General features: G+C 71.9%; 16 protein-coding genes. 11 read left to right on the forward strand and 5 right to left on the reverse strand.

The features are described from left to right. The first annotated feature begins 102 nt into the window (after positions 1–102). The gene (locus F4556_RS07770) at positions 103–732 is read left to right on the forward strand and encodes a DUF11 domain-containing protein (protein WP_184912811.1); all 630 of its coding nucleotides are present in this window, start codon (positions 103–105) and stop codon (positions 730–732) included. 47 nt (positions 733–779) lie between these two features. On the opposite strand, the gene F4556_RS07775 is transcribed toward F4556_RS07770, so the two are convergent. Then, positions 780–2,231, reverse strand: a complete 1,452-nt coding sequence (locus tag F4556_RS07775; protein ID WP_184924381.1) for an amidase — start codon at positions 2,229–2,231, stop codon at positions 780–782. Between the two features lie 173 nt (positions 2,232–2,404). On the opposite strand from F4556_RS07775, the gene F4556_RS07780 reads away from it, so the two are divergent. Beyond that, the gene (locus tag F4556_RS07780) at positions 2,405–2,614 is read left to right on the forward strand and encodes a hypothetical protein (RefSeq protein WP_184912814.1); all 210 of its coding nucleotides are present in this window, start codon (positions 2,405–2,407) and stop codon (positions 2,612–2,614) included. On the opposite strand, the gene F4556_RS07785 is transcribed toward F4556_RS07780, so the two are convergent. Then, positions 2,592–3,560 (reverse strand): poly-gamma-glutamate hydrolase family protein, encoded by a 969-nt coding sequence (locus tag F4556_RS07785; protein ID WP_313068202.1) that lies wholly within the window; start codon positions 3,558–3,560, stop codon positions 2,592–2,594. The two genes, F4556_RS07780 and F4556_RS07785, sit on opposite strands and share 23 nt — an antisense overlap. Positions 3,561–3,720: 160 nt before the next feature. Here F4556_RS07785 and F4556_RS07790 point away from each other — a divergent pair, with 160 nt between their 5' ends. The 9 genes from F4556_RS07790 (at position 3,721) to F4556_RS07830 (ending at position 15,427) form a co-directional block, all read left to right on the forward strand. Continuing rightward, complete coding sequence (locus tag F4556_RS07790) at positions 3,721–4,545, forward strand: FAD binding domain-containing protein (RefSeq protein ID WP_184912816.1); 825 nt, start codon at positions 3,721–3,723, stop codon at positions 4,543–4,545. Then, complete coding sequence (locus F4556_RS07795; protein WP_184912818.1) at positions 4,542–7,292, forward strand: molybdopterin-dependent oxidoreductase; 2,751 nt, start codon at positions 4,542–4,544, stop codon at positions 7,290–7,292. The genes F4556_RS07790 and F4556_RS07795 overlap by 4 nt, the downstream gene beginning before the upstream one ends. Positions 7,293–7,457: 165 nt before the next feature. Continuing rightward, on the forward strand, positions 7,458–8,930 hold the full coding sequence (locus F4556_RS07800) for a PucR family transcriptional regulator (protein WP_184912819.1): 1,473 nt from the start codon (positions 7,458–7,460) through the stop codon (positions 8,928–8,930). A 155-nt stretch (positions 8,931–9,085) separates the two neighbouring features. After that, the gene (locus tag F4556_RS07805; protein ID WP_184912821.1) at positions 9,086–10,165 is read left to right on the forward strand and encodes a hypothetical protein; all 1,080 of its coding nucleotides are present in this window, start codon (positions 9,086–9,088) and stop codon (positions 10,163–10,165) included. 81 nt (positions 10,166–10,246) lie between these two features. Next, entirely contained in the window at positions 10,247–11,908 is a 1,662-nt protein-coding gene (locus F4556_RS07810; protein WP_184912822.1) for an Ig-like domain-containing protein, read from the forward strand. Positions 11,909–12,012: 104 nt separating this feature from the next. Further along, a complete protein-coding gene (locus F4556_RS07815) occupies positions 12,013–12,312 on the forward strand; it encodes a hypothetical protein (RefSeq protein WP_184912824.1) in 300 nt (99 codons plus the stop codon). Positions 12,313–12,437: 125 nt separating this feature from the next. After that, entirely contained in the window at positions 12,438–13,589 is a 1,152-nt protein-coding gene (locus tag F4556_RS07820; protein WP_184912826.1) for an acyl-CoA dehydrogenase family protein, read from the forward strand. A 39-nt stretch (positions 13,590–13,628) separates the two neighbouring features. Beyond that, entirely contained in the window at positions 13,629–14,414 is a 786-nt protein-coding gene (locus F4556_RS07825; RefSeq protein WP_184912828.1) for an electron transfer flavoprotein subunit beta/FixA family protein, read from the forward strand. A 47-nt stretch (positions 14,415–14,461) separates the two neighbouring features. After that, positions 14,462–15,427 carry an electron transfer flavoprotein subunit alpha/FixB family protein gene (locus F4556_RS07830; RefSeq protein ID WP_184912830.1) on the forward strand — a complete coding sequence of 322 codons (966 nt, stop codon included), beginning with the start codon at positions 14,462–14,464 and terminating at the stop codon, positions 15,425–15,427. Between the two features lie 63 nt (positions 15,428–15,490). Here F4556_RS07830 and F4556_RS07835 read toward each other — a convergent pair whose 3' ends face one another. The 3 genes from F4556_RS07835 to F4556_RS07845 all read right to left on the reverse strand — a co-directional run bounded on the left by F4556_RS07835 (position 15,491) and on the right by F4556_RS07845 (position 17,103). Beyond that, entirely contained in the window at positions 15,491–16,219 is a 729-nt protein-coding gene (locus F4556_RS07835; protein WP_376775668.1) for a TetR family transcriptional regulator, read from the reverse strand. A gap of 220 nt (positions 16,220–16,439) precedes the next feature. Then, a complete protein-coding gene (locus tag F4556_RS07840; protein ID WP_184912831.1) occupies positions 16,440–16,688 on the reverse strand; it encodes a hypothetical protein in 249 nt (82 codons plus the stop codon). Positions 16,689–16,890: 202 nt separating this feature from the next. Then, positions 16,891–17,103 carry a SigE family RNA polymerase sigma factor gene (locus F4556_RS07845; RefSeq protein WP_184912834.1) on the reverse strand — a complete coding sequence of 71 codons (213 nt, stop codon included), beginning with the start codon at positions 17,101–17,103 and terminating at the stop codon, positions 16,891–16,893. Positions 17,104–17,152: the final 49 nt, after the last annotated feature.

Here is a 17,152-nt window from a genome sequence, read left to right on the forward strand (position 1 = left end):
GGTCGCGAGTGATGGCGTCACGTACAAAACCTATAAACAGTCATCAGATCAACCCGATCAGCGCACTACCGTGCGCATATGACCATCCGTTAGGACGAAGTCATGCCTCTGGTGTCGGCGATCCTCGTACTCGCAATGAGCCTGCCGAACAGCGCGTCAGCTACCGACCACACCAACCCGCCGGCCCCGGAGGCCGCCCCACTCAGCGTCACGGTCCACCGCGACGCCGCCACCGTGGCCGAAGGCGACAAGGTCACCTACCGGATCGAGGTCGACAACCGCTCCTCGACCGACTACCCGGCGGCTTCGCTCACCCAGCTGATGCCGAGCGGCATGCGGCCGCTCGCCATCGACGAGAACGGTGTGGCCGCGAACGGCGGGGTCGAATGGACCGCGCACCTGGCCCCGCACTCCGTGATCCAGCGCACCCTCACCGTCGAGGTCGGCAACAGGCAGCAGGTCGAGCACGCGCAGATCGTCCACGTCGTCCAGCCCAGCCGGGCCCCGAAGTCGGACGGTGCGCGGTTCACCACGACGGCGTGCATCCGGCCCGAGGCCGCCGCCGCGCTGACCTGCGGATCCGACGTCGCGGCCTGGAAGAGCCCCGACCACGGGCACGGGCTGCTGTGGGGCGGCACGGCAGCCGCCCTGCTCAGCGCCTGCGCCGGCTTCCTGGCCTGGCGCAGGTGGGGACGCAAGCGCACCGGACCGGCGATCAGGACCGGCAACTGAAGGGTGCCCGCGTCGAGGTCCTCGACGCGGGCACCCGGCGGTACGCCCTACTCCGGCGCCTGGAAGCCGCCGATCCGCTGCTCGAGCAGTTCGGCCAGCCGCAGCGGGGTGCGGTCCTCGAACATCGGGCCGATGAGCTGCACGCCCACCGGCAGACCCTCCGGGGACCGGCCGGCCGGTACGGCGGTGGCTGGCAGGCCGGGCATGGTGGCCAGACCGGCCCAGACGAGCTGGTCGAAGTACGGGTACGTGACACCGTCGACGTCGATCAGGCGTTCCATCGGACTGGGACGGTGGTCGTGCGGGAACGCCGGAGTGGGGGTGACGGGGCACACCACGACGTCGAACTCGGCGAAGAGCTGCCGCCAGCCGTGGCGGTGGAGCTCGCGACGGCCGTTCACCTCAACCCAGTCGCTGTGGCTGAGCACCATGCCGCGCAGCCGCGCCGCGTCGAGACTCCGGTCGTCCTCGCTCAGCTCGGCCACCCGTGACTGCACCTGCTCGCGCGCTTCGACGGGAAAGCGTGCGACGGAGCCCGACACGAGCAACTGCATGTAGAGCCTCGCGGCTTCGCTCAGGTCGGGGAGCAGCGCGCTGTACCGTTCGACGCGCGCTCCGCCGTCGGCCAGCGCGTCGGCCACACGGTTGACGCCCGCCCGCACGGCGGATCCGGTCGCGATGAGCGGATGGTCCTCGATGACCAGGACCCTGAAGTCGCGGAGCTCCTCGTGACGCGCGGGCGGCAGCCGCAGGTCGTAGGCCACACCGTGCGTCAGCGGGTCGGGTCCGGCCATGACGTCGAGCAGGAGCGCGAGGTCGCGGGCGCTGCGCGCCATCGGACCGACGACGGCGAGGTCGAGGTCGGTCGGCAGCACCGGCGCGAGCGGTGCGACCATGCCGCGACTCGCCACCAGCCCGAGGGTCGGTTTGTGTGCGTAGACCCCGCAGAAATGTGCGGGGGTGCGCAGCGAGCCGGCGAGGTCGGAGCCGATGGACAGCGCACCGAATCCGGACGCCAGGGCCGCCGCCGACCCGCCGGAGGATCCACCCGACGTGCGAGCGTGGTCCCACGGGTTGTTGGTGGTGCCGTAGATCTCGTTGAAGGTCTGCACGTCCTGCAGTCCCAGGGGCACGTTGGTCTTGCCGAGCACCACCGCGCCCGCGGCCTTGAGTCGCGACACCTGCACCGCGTCCTCGGCGGGCAGGTGGTTCCGGTGCAGCGGTATGCCCCAAGTCGTGGGCAGCCCGGCGATGTTGTACGACTCCTTGACCGTCACCGGAATGCCGAGCAGCGGCCGGTCCTCACCACGGGCACGCGCCCGGTCGGCATCGCGCGCGGCGGCCCGGGCACGGTCGAAGTCCGGTACGCAGATCGCGTTGATCGCCTTGTCGTCCCGCTCGATACCGGCGATCGCCGCGTCGGTCAGTTCCGCCGAGGTCACCTCACCGGCACGCAGAGCAGCGGCGAGGGTTTCGGCTGTTTGAAAGTTCCACTCCATGAATCCGACCGTAGCGACCCCTCGAAAGAGCCACGAAATGCCGCTTCGTGCAAGGGGAACCGAACGCCGTCCGGCTGCGTGCAGTGAGTGGGCTTGCCCGGTGCGGGGGCCCACTCACCGTTCTGGGAGCACGCTTTGAAGACTCGTCACCTGACCGTCGCGACCGTCCTGGCGTGTGCGGCGCGCCGGCCTGCGGCGGCTCCGAGCGCGAGAGCGACATCACCGGTGAGCTGACCGAGCTGGACAAGAGCGCCGCTCCCCGGTGGTCCGGCGTCATCAAGCTCACCAACGTCTCGAAGCACGCCTGCAAGCTGTACGGGCCCGTTGCAGACCCTCACCACCAAGTAGCGGGGCCCGGGGTCAGCCGCCGTACGGCACGGTGACCACGGCCCAGTCGAGGCCGCGTTCGTGGCGGTCGATCGCGGCCCGGACGCCGTTGACGAAGCCGTTCCAGTAGTACGAGGCGACGACGCCCTGGCCGGCGGTGCCCACGCGCTTCGCCGCGGTGCTCCAGTCACCGAACATCATCCTGCGCAGCTCGGTGGAGATCTCCAGCTGGGCACCCGCGCCGGTGTAGGTGCGGTTGACGATGTTGGTGGGCTCGTCGCCGTTGATCTTCGTACCCTCGGCCGCGATGGTGACGTTGACGGGGGCGAGGTCCGGGCTGGTGAACCGGCTCTCCAGCACGCCCCGGATGTTGCGTATCAGCCGCTGGTCGCGGCCGCCGATCAGGACCTGCACGGCCCCGCCGATCGGCTTCCCGCTCGCGTCCTTGTCGGGCGAGAAACCGTGCAGCGAGACCGCGTACCTGCTGCCACCGGTGACCGCCAGGGCGGCCGGGTCGTCGCAGTGGGTCGAGGTCACGTGCAGCGGGTTGCCTTCGATGTCGGCCAGCGCCTCGAACAGCCAGTAGTCCCGCACCGGTACGCCGTTGCCGACCGGCTGCGGCAGCGGCGGGTTCGGCTCCGCCTCGGTGACGATCCCGGGAAGGATCGGCTGGTACCCGGCGATCGCCAGGCAGAGCTCGCTGGTGCCCCGCTCGATGACGCCGCCGTGCGGGGCGACGACCGAGGTGAGCGACATCTCCGGGCTGCTCGCCTTGAGGTTGTCCACCGCCTCGTGGCGACGGTAGCGGCGCACCCAGTGCTGGCCTTCCAGGTGCTCCGTGGAGGCGTAGAGGTCGGTGTTGGAGCTGTACCGCTCCGGCAAGCCGCTGACGACGGAGCCCTCCGCGGCGGCTCGACTGCCGTGCCCGGCGAGGTCGTTGAGCAGCGGCAGACCGGCGGCGGCCGCTGCGAGGCTGGTGAGAACAGCGCGTCTGGTGGTCACGCGCACGATCATGGCCGATGAACTGACGATCTGTCACCGGTGTTCTGCCGCTGGTCGATCGTCCAGTCCGAGAGTGGATCACTGGTGTGCCACCCCACTCGTTCCCGTGGTCGGGCGTTGCTTCAATCGCCCTATCGAGCCGGTGAGGACGGTGGACAACGTGGATCTGAACACGGTGCTTGAGGTGCGCGACGCCCGTCGGGGCGGCGCGTGGCGGCCCGGGGACGCCTGGCTGGGCGGCGGTACGTACCTCTTCTCCGAACCGCAGCCCCACCTCCGCCGGCTGGTCGACCTGAGCCGGATGGGCTGGGAGCCGCTGACGGTGACCCCCGACGGGGGTCTGGAGATCGCCGCGACCTGCACGATCGCCCAGCTCTCCCGCTTCCCCAAGCCCGCCGGGTGGGCGGCCGCGCCGCTGTTCGAGCAGTGCTGCCGGGCCTTCCTCGCCTCGTGGAAGATCTGGAACATGGCGACCGTCGGCGGCAACCTGTGCAACTCGCTGCCCGCCGGCCCGATGATCTCGCTGGCCGCCGCCCTGGACGGCGTCTGCCTGCTGCGTTCCCAATCGGGCGCCCTACGCAGGGTCCCGGTCACGGACTTCGTCACCGGTGCCGGACGCAACGTGCTGCAGCGAGGCGAGCTGCTGCGCTCGGTGACCCTGCCGGCCCGGACGCTGGCAGGACGGACGGCGTTCCGGCAGGCCTCGCTGTACGGACTGGGCCGCTCCGGCGTCCTGGTGATCGGCGCGCTCGACCCGATCGACGGCGAGTTGACGCTCACCGTCACCGCCTCGACCGTGCGGCCGGTCCAGCTGCGGTTCGCCCTGCCACCGAACGCCGAGGCGCTGCGCGAGGCGGTCGAGTACGCGATCGGGCCGGACGAGTACTTCGACGACATCCACGGACTGCCCGCCTGGCGACGGCACTTGACGTTCCGTATCGCCGAGGGGATCCGCCGCGAACTGGCCGAGGAGACGCACCGATGAGCTTCGGGATCCGGATCAACGACGAGCCCTTCGACGCCGAGCCGAGGCCCGGGCAGTGCCTGCGCACCTACCTGCGGGAGCGCGGCTGGTTCGGGGTGAAGAAGGGCTGCGACGCCGGGGACTGCGGGGCGTGCACCGTACACGTGGACGGGGAGCCGGTGCACAGCTGCCTCTACCCGGCGGTCCGGGCCGAGGGCCGCTCGGTGACGACCGTCGAGGGGCTCGCCGAGGACGGTGAACTCCACCCGGTGCAGCAGCGGTTCCTGGACGCGCAGGGCTTCCAGTGCGGCTTCTGCACGGCCGGCCTCCTGATGACCGCGGCCAAGCTCGACGAGGATCAACTCCAGGATCTGCCAAGGGCCTTGAAGGGAAACCTGTGCCGCTGCACCGGCTACCGGGCGATCGAGGACGCCGTCCGCGGGGTCAGGCACACCGAGGAGCCGTGCGCCGGACAGGCCGTCGGCCGGAACCTCGGGGCGCCGGCCGGCCCGAAGGTGGTCACCGGCACCGCCCGGTACACCTTCGACCTCGAGGTCGAAGGGCTGCTGCACATGAAGCTGCTGCGCTCGCCGCACCCGCACGCCCGGATCGTCTCGATCGACACCTCGGCCGCGCTCCGAGTACCGGGCGTGCAGGCCGTGTTCACCCACCACGACGCGCCCGAGCGGCTGTACTCCTCCGCCCGGCACGAGCACCCCACCGAGGACCCCGACGACACCCGGCTGCTGGACGACGTGGTGCGGTTCGCCGGGCAGCGGGTCGCGGCGGTGGTCGCCGACAGCGAGGCGGCGGCCGAGGAGGGGTGCCGCCGGGTCGTGGTGGAGTACGAGGTGCTGCCGTTCGTCCTCGACCCCGAACCGGCTATGGCGCCGGGCGCCCCGGTGCTCCACCCCAAGGGCTCCGAGTCGCGGATCGCCCGGGCGGAGCACAATGTCTGCGGTGAGGTGCACGGCGAGGTCGGCAGCGTCGAACAGGGCTTCGCCGAGGCTGACTTGGTCTTCGAGGAGACCTTCCGGACGCAGCGGGTCCAGCACGCCAGCCTGGAGACCCACGGCTGCGTCGCCTACTTCGAGGAGAACGAGGAGACCGGCCGGGAGCGGATCGTGGTCCGCTCCTCCACCCAGGTCCCGTTCCTGACCCGGCGTGCGATCTGCGCGCTGTTCGACCTGCCGCCCGACGACGTCCGGGTGGTCGCGGGCCGGGTCGGCGGCGGGTTCGGCGGCAAGCAGGAGATGCTCACCGAGGACATCGTCGTGCTGGCCGCGCTGCGGCTGCGCCGGCCGGTGAAGCTGGAGTTCACCCGCGCCGAGCAGTTCTACGGCGCCACCACCCGGCACCCGTTCACCGTCACGGTCAAGGCGGGCGCGAAGGCCGACGGCACGCTGACCGCGCTGCAGTTCCGGGTCGTCGCCAACACTGGCGCGTACGGCAACCACGGCCCGGCGGTGATGTTCCACAGCGTGGGCGAGTCGATGGGCGTGTACCGGGTGCCCAACAAGAAGGTGAACGCCTACTCCGTCTACACCAACTGCGTTCCCGCCGGGGCGTTCCGGGGCTACGGGCTGGGGCAGGTGACGTTCGCCGTGGAGTCGGTGCTGGACGAGCTGGCCCGGCGGCTCGGTGTCGATCCGCTGGTGTTCCGGGAGAAGAACGTCATCGGCCCCGGCGAGCACCTGATCAGCCCCGGCGGCGAGGAGGAGGACCTGCACATCGCCAGCTACGGCCTCGACCAGTGCCTCCAGGTGGTCCGCGACGCCCTCGCCGAGGACCGCAGTGCCCGGGACGCACCGGCGGGCTGGCTGGTCGGGCAGGGCTTCGCGATGTCGATGATCGCCACCGGCCCGCCCGGCGGGCACTTCGCCGACGCCACGGTGCAGCTGTTGGAGGACGGCACGTACGACCTCGCGGTCGGCACCGCCGAGTTCGGCAACGGGACCACCACCGTGCACCAGCAGATCACCGCCGGGGCCCTGGGCACCACGGCGGACCGGATCGCGGTCCGGCAGTCCGACACCGACGTCGTCCGGCACGACACCGGAGCGTTCGGCTCGACCGGCACGGTGGTGGCGGGCAAGGCGGTGATGAAGGCCGCCAACGCGCTGGCCGAGCGGATCCTGTCCTTCGCCGCGGAGTACGCCCGGACGCCCCGGAGCCTGCTCCGGCTGACCGCGGACGCGGTGGAGTGCGGCGGACGGCTGGTGTCGCTCAAGGAGCTGTTCGAAGCCGCTCAGGGCAAAGGAGTTGAGCTCGCGGGCGTCGGCCACTGGGGCGGCTCGCCGCGCTCGGTGGCCTTCAACGCCCACTGGTTCCGCCTCGCCGTCGATGGGGACACCGGCGAGATCAGGATCCTGCGCAGCGTGCACGCCGCGGACGCGGGGCGGGTGATGAACCCGATGCAGTGCCGCGGTCAGGTCGAGGGCGGCGTCGTCCAGGCACTCGGCGCGACCCTGTTCGAGCAGGTGCTCGTCGACGACGCCGGTCAGGTCAGCACCGCCGCGTTCCGCCGCTACCGGCTGCCGGCCTTCGCCGACGTACCGCGGACCGAGGTCCACTTCATGGAAACCTCCGACGCCATCGGCCCGTTGGGCGCCAAGTCGATGAGCGAGAGCCCCTTCAACCCGGTGGCGCCCGCCTTCGCCAACGCCCTGCGCGACGCCACCGGCATCCGCTTCACCGAGACCCCGTTCCTCCGCGACCGGGTCTGGCAGGCCATCGCCGAGCACCGCGCGGCGGCGCGCGGGCGGTAGGGCAACTGTGCGGACGACCGGGGCCCGACCGCGCGCGAAACCCCGTCTCTGGGTGATCAAACAAGAGGATGATCCGTGGATTGACCTGCATTTACTATGCCTGCACGCACATTTCCCTCGCTGATGCGATGAGCAGGAGCCGGTGCGGAGCACAAGGAGCAAGACATGATCGTCGGGGACCTGCTGGAGCTGGACGACCTGCACATCGAGGTGGCCTGGGCGACCCGCGAGCTGCTGGACCGCGAGGTCACCGGGGTCACCTCCACCGACCTCCACGATCCGGCGCGCTATCTGCAGGCGGGCGAACTGGTCCTCACCGGGCTGGTCTGGTGGCATCCCGAGGACGCCTCGGCCTCGCTGCGGTTCGCCAACTCCCTGCGCAGCGCCGAGGTGTCCGCCCTGCTCGCGGGCGAGGGCACCCACGGAGCCGTCCCCGCCGAGCTGATCGACGCCTGCCGTCGGCACGGGATAGCCCTGCTGTCGGTGCCGGCCGGGACCAGCTTCCGGGCCGTCACCGACCGGGTGTACCTGCGGCTTTGGGGCGATCTCCAGGCGCGCTCGGAAGGCGTCGCGGCCGTTCCGGCCGCGATCCGGCGGGAGTTGGCCGGCCTGCTGCACGCGGGCGCGGCACCGGCCGACATCCTCGCCCGCGCGGTGGCCGGCCTCGGCCTGCCGGACTGCTCCCTGGTCACGGCCGGCGGGCGGGTCCTGGGCTCCTCGGCTCCCGGGCTCGGGCTCGGGCTCGGCAGCGCGGTGCCGGTCGGACCGCCGGGCACCTCGCCGTTCGACGGCTGGCTGCTGCGCCCGCACGCGACGCCCACACCCACCGCCACCACCGTGCTGCACGGGCTGGCGGAACTGCTCGCCCCGCTCGCCACCCGCGCCCGGGCGACGGCCGCGGCGCAGCGTCAAGCAGCCGTACGGGTGGTGGAGTTGCTCCACCGGGGCGGCGGGCTGGGCCTCGACGAGGCGCTGGCCGCCTGCGGCCTGCCCGGGCGGCAGCCCCTCACGCCGATCGTCGTACGGATCGAGAACGGCCCCGAAGCCTGGGCCGCCGCAGCCCTCGCCGAGGCCCTGCACCGGCTCGACGCGCCGTTCGTCGCCGCCCCCGACGGTCGGGGCGGTGCGACCGGGCTGTCGGCGGCCGGTGAAGCCGAGGTCGGCGCCGCCCTCCGGGCCACCTGGCCGACGCTGAACGGCAGACTGACGGAGCGTCAGCAGCTGCGCGCGGGCGTCGGCCCCACCGCCGCGGCCACCCTGCCGGAGTTGCGGGGCGCGCTGGTGCAGGCCGGCTACGCGCTGGACTCGCAGGCGGCCGGCGCCGTCGGCAGCAGCCTCGAACTCGGCTCGCTGGCAGCCCTGTTGCGCGGTGTACCGGCCGAGGTCAAGGCATCGTTCCGCAGCAGGCTGCTGGCGCCGCTGGCCGAGCACGACCGGACCAACACCGTCTCGCTGCTCGCCACGCTCGACTCCTTCCTGAGCCACGACGCCTCCTGGTCCCGCACGGCGCAGGCCCTGCACATCCACGTGAACACCGTGCACTACCGGATCAAGCGCATCGAGGAACTCACCGGCCGCAGCCTGGTCCGGCTCGAGGACCGGCTCGACCTCCGGGCCGCCCTGATCTGCGGCGACTGACTCCACTCCGGCCACTGTGCCACCACACAGTGGGCCTTGCCCTCGCCTGTGCGATGGACCAGGAGACTCTGGGCTTGCAGCTGCGGCAGAGTGATCGCGGCTCCTCGACGCCCTTCGTCGATGGGCGCCACCTCCGATCAGCACAGGAGAGACCGATGAAGAAGAGACCTCTGCGGCACCTCGTCGCGGGCAAGGCCCTGGCCCTGGGAGCCGCACTCGCCATGGCCGTTGCCGGAACGGCGTACGCCAACTCCGTGGGCGTGACCGTGAAGACGCCCGGGGCCACCCTCGGGCCCGCGTCCACGTTCGCCGAGATCTCCACCCACGCGGACTGCAGCAGCGGCCTGATCTCCGGCGGCGGGATCAACCAGGCCATCGGCACCGGCACTTCGTCCAACGGCAACAAGGTGAACGGCAGCGCGCCCAGCCCCGACGGCAGCACCGAGTACACCGGCTCCACCGGCGTGGTCGGCACGGACGTCACGCACTGGCTCGGCATCGGCGGCAGCGGCGGCGCGGTCAACAGCGACTTCTCCAGCACTCCGTACGCGGTGTGCTTCACCAGCAGCCTGGTCAACCACACCCAGGTGGTCATGAACAAGCTCGCCGGTCCCACCACCAGCGGGACGGTCGGCCTGGTCGTGGCGACCTGCCCGGCCAACACGCGGCTGCTCGGCGGCGGGGCCCGGATCACCCCGGCGAGCGTCGGCAGCCTCAAGCCGATCGCGAGCTTCCCCACCTACAACAACTCCGCTCACAGCTACGGCCAGATCGCCGCCGCCGACGGGGAGACCAACCCCGACTCCTGGGCGGCGGTCGGCTGGAACGGCGGTGGCGGCAACAGCAACAACACCACCTACGCATACGCGATCTGCAGCGGGAACAACATCAACGTCAGCGGCGCCACCGTGAAGGTCCGCCACAGCGAGGTGAGCGGACCGACCGCGGCGACCTCCGGGCAGACCGCGACGGTCGGCTGCGGCGGCGGGGACGGGAAGCTGGTCAGCGGGGGTGCCGCCATCAGCGGCGGCAGCGTGACCAGCACCGCCTTCACCGGCCCCGGTTCGGTCGGCGACCACCTGAACGGGAGCTTCCCCAGCGACTCCGGCGGCAGCCCGGTCGGTGACGGCAGCACCACGGCGGCGTACTGGACCGCGTACACCCACACCGGGGGCGGCAGTTCGCCGAGCACGTACACCGACGCCTGGGTGCTCTGCGCCGACGACGGCGTCTGAGCAGGCGACCGCCCCGACCCGCGGACTACACCCGCCCCACCCCGGCCGCTCACCACCGGCCCTGAAAGATGGTCAACTCCCGTGCACTTTCGTCCGATTGCCCGTCCCCGTACGCTCCGATCCAGGCTGCTGATCGCCGGCGCGGCCGGTCTGCTGACCGCCACGGTGACACCGTTCACCGCGACCGCCGACCCGGCTACCCCCTGCGGAACGGGCGGCGTGCTGACCACGTCACCGTTCACCTGCGACTACACCGCCGTGGGCACCGACACCTTCACCGTTCCCGACGGGGTGACCGCGGTGAGCATCGACCTGTTCGGCGCCGAAGGCGGCAGCGCGGCCGGGTTCGTCGCGCCCAACCCGCCGAACGCGGGTGCACCCGGCGGGCTCGGCGGTGAGACCCGGGCGACGCTGGCCGTCCGCGCGGGGCAGGTCCTCCGGATCACGCTGGGCGCAGCCGGAAGTTCCGGCACCTCCCGGCACGGCGAGTACGCCCGGCCGGGCGGCGTCGGCCACGGAGCCGGTGGGGGCGGTGCGCACGGCGGGGGCGGCTCCGGCGGCGGTGGCTCCGACGTGCGGGTCGACGGCCTCGACGGATCGGATCGGGTGCTGGTGGCGGGCGGCGGCGGAGGGGCAGGCAACGGCGGACCCCAGCTGCGCGGCGGGGACGGCGGCGGCCCGGCCGGCGGAACCGGCGGCCAGAGCGGCGTCGAGGGGGCCGGCCTGGCCGGCGCCGGCGGAACCGGGACCGCACCCGGGGCGGGCAGCCCCAACTCCCGCCTCGGCGGCCCCGGCGTGGCCGGCAGCGACATCGACCCCGACACCGGTCTGCCCAACCCCGGCAGCGGCGGCCCCGGGGGCAACGGCGGTCGCGGCGGCAACGGCGGCGGCGGGGGTGGCGGCGGCTACTTCGGCGGCGCGGGCGGCTCCGGCGGCGGAAACCCGGGCAACCTCCCAGGCGCGGGCGGCGGCGGGGGCAGCAGCTTCGCCGCCCCGACCGCGACCGGGGTCGCCCTCCTCCCGGGCGTCAACCACGGCAACGGCAGGGCGGTCGTCTCGTTCCGGTACGGCACCTTGGTCTCGCTCACCCCCGACACGTCCACCCCGCTGTTCGGGCACTCGGTGACCGTCACCGCCACCGTCGCCTCGGCTGTGGGCGCCCCGAACGGTACGGTCACCTTCTCGGACGGGACGACGCCACTGGCCACCGTCCCGCTGACTGCCGGTCAGGCTGCCTTCAGCACCGGCGGGTTCCAGCCCGGGGCCCACGCGATCACCGCCCACTACGACGGGGACGCCGGCTTCGTACCGAGCGCCACGACCACCGATCTCGTGGTCGGCTTCAGCCGGCCGTGCCTCACGACGGCCCACCACGGTCCCCTGACCGTGGCCGCCGACGAGGCGCTCTGCATCGCCGCCGGCGGCACCCAGAACGGACCGGTCACGGTCCGTCCCGGCGGATCCCTGGCCATTGCGGACGCCGCCGTCACCGGTCCCCTGACCTCCGACGGCGCCCTCGCCCTCACGATCTGCCGCTCGACCCTCACCGGTCCGGTCAGCGTCGGGCGGACCAGCGGCCACGTCCTGCTCGGCTCGGATCCCGCCCACCCGACGGCCTGCGGCGGAAACACCATCCGGGGCCCGCTGACCCTGAACGCCAACACCGGCTGCGTCCAGACCCTCGACACCACGGTCACCGGGCCGGTCCGGGTCACCGGCCCGCGGTCGGGGTCGTGCGACTGACGACTGCATCCCGCCCTGCCCGTCCCCTCAGGAGGAATGAGACCTGAGGGGACGGGCAGGCGCGTCGTACGGCCGAGAAGCGAACCGGACAGGAGGCGGTCACCATGAACGCCGACGAACCCACCGTGCCGACGAGCAGGGACCAGACCCTCCTCCTCGAACAGGCCCACCTCTACGGCTGGAAGCCGCAGTGGCAGCTCCCCGAACACGAGCGCGCCACCGAACGCCTGCTGCTGACCCTCGAGGACACCTCACTGACCGCGGTGTTCTCCCACGACGGCACCCTGAGCTTCGCCCGCCTCACCGAGCTCGGCACCGCGACCACCGAACTCGACCTGCCCGCGGCACTGGCCGCGATGCGGGAACGCGCCGGGGCACCGGCCGGCGGCAGCGGTAGTCGGTAACGGGACCCAGCAGGGCACGGAGTTCACCCGGCCGAAGGCACTCAGTGCCGAAGGGCTGGCCGAGATGGCACAGAGTGTGGTCTATTAGGGGAACTTGGTTCCCTATCGCTCTGGAGCGCCGCGCCATGGACAAGGTGTTCGATCTCTTCCGGCTTTCCGAGGAGCACGAGATGCTCCGGGAGGCGGTGCGGTCGCTGGCGGAGGCGAAGATCGCCCCGTTCGCGGCGGAGGTGGACGAGCAGGGCCGGTTCCCGCAGGAGGCGCTGGACGCGTTGCAGGCCAATGAGCTGCACGCGGTGCATGTGCCGGAGGAGTACGGCGGTGCGGGTGCGGACGCGCTGGCGACGGTGATCGTGATCGAGGAGATCGCGCGGGTGTGCGCTTCGTCCTCGCTGATCCCGGCGGTCAACAAGCTGGGTTCGCTGCCGGTGCAGCTGTCGGGCTCGGAGGAGCTGAAGGCGAAGTACCTGGGTGCGCTGGCCCGGGGCGAGGGTATGTTCTCGTACTGCCTCTCGGAGCCGGACGCGGGTTCGGACGCGGCGGGGATGAAGACCCGCGCGGTGCGCGACGGCGACTTCTGGGTGCTCAACGGTGTGAAGCGCTGGATCACCAACGCGGGTGTCTCGGAGTTCTACACGGTGCTCGCCGTGACCGACCCGGAGCTGCGCACGAAGGGCATCTCGGCGTTCGTGGTGGAGAAGGGCGACGCGGGTGTGTCGTTCGGCGCGCCGGAGAAGAAGCTCGGGATCAAGGGCTCGCCGACCCGCGAGGTCTACTTCGACAACGTGCGGATCCCGGCGGACCGGATGATCGGCGCCGAGGGCACCGGTTTCGCGACCGCGATGAAGACCCTGGACCACACCCGGGTGACCATCGCCGCGCAGGCGGTGGGCATCGCGCAGGGCGCGCTGGACTACGCCAAGGGCTACGTGCGGGAGCGCAAGCAGTTCGGCAAGCCGATCGGTGACTTCCAGGGCGTGCAGTTCATGCTGGCCGACATGGCGATGAAGCTGGAGGCCGCCCGGCAGCTCACCTACGCGGCCGCCGCGAAGTCCCAGCGGGTCGACGCCGACCTGACGTTCTTCGGCGCGGCCGCCAAGTGCTTCGCCTCGGACGCCGCGATGGAGATCACCGTCGACGCCGTCCAGCTGCTCGGCGGTTACGGGTACACCCGTGACTACCCGCTGGAGCGGATGATGCGCGACGCCAAGATCACCCAGATCTACGAGGGCACCAACCAGATCCAGCGGATCGTCATGTCCCGCAACCTCCCGTAGTTCTTCCCACACATACACCGTCAGAAAGGAGCAGACGCCGTGAGCTTGAGGATCGTTGTCTGTGTGAAGTACGTGCCCGACGCGACCGGTGACCGTCGCTTCGCGGACGACACCACCACCGACCGGGACGCCGTGGACGGCCTCCTGTCGGAGCTGGACGAGTACGGCGTGGAGCAGGCCCTGCGCATCGCCGAAACCCACGGCGACGCCGAGGTCACCGTCCTGACGGTGGGCCCCGACGACGCCAAGGACGCCCTGCGCAAGGCCCTGTCCATGGGCGCCGACAAGGCCGTCCACGTCAACGACGACGACATCCACGGCACCGACGTGATCGGCACCTCCGCCATCATCGCCAAGGCCCTGGAGACCACCGGCTACGACCTCGTCGTGTGCGGCATGGCCTCCACCGACGGCACCATGGGCGTCCTCCCGGCCCTGCTCGCCGAACGCCTCGGCGTCCCCCAGGCCACCCTGCTCTCCGAGGTCACCCTCGACGGCACCACCGTGACCGGCCGCCGCGACGGCGACGCCGCCACCGAGCAGATCTCCGCCACCCTGCCCGCCGTCATCTCCGTCACCGACCAGTCCGGCGAAGCCCGCTACCCCTCCTTCAAGGGCATCATGGCCGCCAAGAAGAAGCCGGTCACCTCCCTCGACCTCGACGACCTCGGCATCGACACCGACACCGTCGGCCTCACCGGTGCCTGGACCGCCGTCGAGACGATCACCGCCCGCCCCGCCCGCACCGCCGGCACCATCGTCAAGGACGAGGGCGAGGGCGGCAAGGCCCTGGCCGCCTACCTCGTCGAGCAGAAGTTCATCTAACCCCACACGCGTTAGCGCATCCAACGATCGATCAGGAGCAAGAAATCATGGCTGAGATCCTGGTTCTCGTGGACCACGCCGACGGTGTGGTCCGCAAGCCGGCCCTCGAACTGCTCACCCTGGCCCGCCGCATCGGCGAGCCCTCGGCGGTCGTCCTGGGCGCCGGCCCGGCCGCCACCGACATCGCCGCCAAGGCCGCCGAATACGGCGCCGCCAAGGTCTACACCGCCGACGGCGCCGAGTTCACCGACCAGCTCGTCGTCCCCAAGGTCGACGCGCTGACCCAGATCGCCACCGCCGCCAACGCCGGCGCGGTGCTCGTCACCTCCTCCGGCGAGGGCAAGGAGATCGCCGCCCGCGTCGCCCTGCGCCTTGGCTCCGGCATCATCACCGACGCCGTCGACCTCGAAGCCGGCACCGACGGCAGCCCCGTCGCCACCCAGTCGGTGTTCGCCGCCTCCTTCCAGGTCAAGTCCAAGGTCTCGCACGGCACCCCGGTCATCACCGTCAAGCCGAACTCCACCACCCCGGAGGCCGCCCCGGCCGCCGGCACCGTCGAGACCGCGAGCGTGGAGTTCACCGGCAACGCCGCCACCGTCACCGCCCGCACCCCCCGCGTCTCCTCGGGGCGCCCCGAGCTCACCGAAGCCGCCATCGTCGTCTCCGGTGGCCGCGGCGTCGGCGCAGCCGAAGGCTTCGCCGTCGTCGAGGACCTCGCGGACGCGCTCGGCGCGGCCGTCGGCGCCTCCCGCGCCGCCGTCGACGCCGGCTGGTACCCCCACACCAACCAGGTCGGCCAGACCGGCAAGCAGGTCTCCCCCCAGCTCTACGTCGCGGCCGGCATCTCCGGCGCCATCCAGCACCGCGCCGGCATGCAGACCTCCAAGACCATCGTCGCCATCAACAAGGACCCCGAAGCCCCCATCTTCGAACTCGTCGACTACGGCGTCGTCGGAGACCTCTTCACCGTCCTCCCCCAGCTCACCACCGAGGTCAAGACCCGCAAGGGCTGAGCCTCAACAGCACGAAGCCGGACGGCAGTTGCTGCCGTCCGGCTTCGTGCTGTCCGCGCGTGATCAGCCCCGGCCGAGGCCCGCTTCGACGTCCCTGACGACCCGCCACATCGGGGTGGAGCGCTTGGTGATGACGATGACCACCTCGTCCTCCTCCGCCGCCCCGTCGGCCGGGGACCGCTCGGGCGTCCAGGCCCGGGCGACGTAGTCCAGGGCGTGGTCCACCGCCGCCGACGCGTCGCCCTCGCCCCCGGCCCGGAGCCAGGCGCGCAGGGCGTGGTTGTGCGCGGTGACCACGGCCGAGGCGATCACGTCGGCCCGCAGCGTGCCGTCCCGGCGGGCCGAGAACCGGGCCCGCAGGTACTCGGCGAGCGTGCGCTCGTAGCGCCAGACCACCGAGAGTTCGTACGTGCGCAGGCCCGGCACCTTCTTGGTCAGCTGGTAGCGCTGGACCGAGAAGACCGGGTTCTCGGCGTACATCCGCAACACCAGCCGGGCGGCGTCACAGACCCGGGCCACCGGGTCGTCCCCGTCCTCGCTGGCCTCCAGCAGGGCGGTCATGTCCGCCAGGCACTGTTCGTGGTCGGGGAAGACCACGTCCTCCTTGGAGGGGAAGTAGCGGAAGAACGACCGGCGGCCGACCCCGGCCAGCGTCACGATGTCGTCGATCGTGGTCTGCTCGTACCCGCGCTCCAGGAACAGCTGGAAGGCCGCCGCGACCAGGGCGTCCCGCATGGCGGGCTTCGCCGGGGTGGCGGAGGTCTCGGAGCTGGTGTCCCGTGCGGCGGTCATGGCGTGAATTTAGCATTTTCGGCCCCGGATGGCACTTGATGCGCGTGATCGACAGCACTGAGTGCCAACGGGTGTCCGTGCACGTCGCAGCCGGGCCCTGGCTGCGACGGGTCAGCGCCGGGTCAGGAGAGCCAGCTCGTGTTGGTGCCGAGCAGCTGTCCGCCGGTGCCGTACACCGTGATGGACCGGGCCTTGGTGCCCGGACGCTCGGCCACGCCGATCAGGCGGACCGGCCGTCCGGCCCGGTCGGCTCGGGCAGGTCGGAGCCCACCGCGTGCTGCTCCTGCCAGATCAACCTGGCCTGCTCGAGGGACTGCTCCCTGCTCGCCAGCGGCCAGAGCGCGGCCCAGGCCTTCCACTCCTTGCCGTCCACGACGCCCTGCGCGACCACGGCCCGGACCGGTGCGAGCGGGTCACGGGCGGCGGACGAAGCACTCGCGGACGACCTCGCCGTCGGGCCAGACGCCACAGCACCCCACCGCCGACCACCGCGGCGGTCACCAGGGCCACCGATCCGGTCAGCACCGCCCGCCGTCGCCGCAGCCGCCTGCGGCCACCGGCCGTCAGAGCGGCGATGGGGGCCGGGCCGATCTCCACCGTGTCCACCAGACCGGCCAGGACGATCCCCACCTGTACCGCCAACTCCTCATGCCCGGGCTGTCGTTCGCCGGTCATGCCGCACCGCGGCGTACGTACGCATCCCGGTCGTCGGCCCGGCGCACCTTCCCCCAGGCCGCGTAGGCCCGCTCCAGGGTCGACCGGACCAGGTCCTCGCCCGCGTGCTGGTCCCCGGCGAGCAGGAACGCGGTACGCAGCAGTCGCGGCCAGGCGACGACGGTGAACGCCTGGAGCTCGCTGTCCCGGTCGGTCTTCGGTTCTCCCATGAGCACCTCCTCACCCTCCCAGAGCCCGGAACGGCCCCCGACCGTTGCC

This window comes from Kitasatospora gansuensis (assembly GCF_014203705.1).
In the GTDB taxonomy this organism is placed as follows: domain Bacteria; phylum Actinomycetota; class Actinomycetes; order Streptomycetales; family Streptomycetaceae; genus Kitasatospora; species Kitasatospora gansuensis.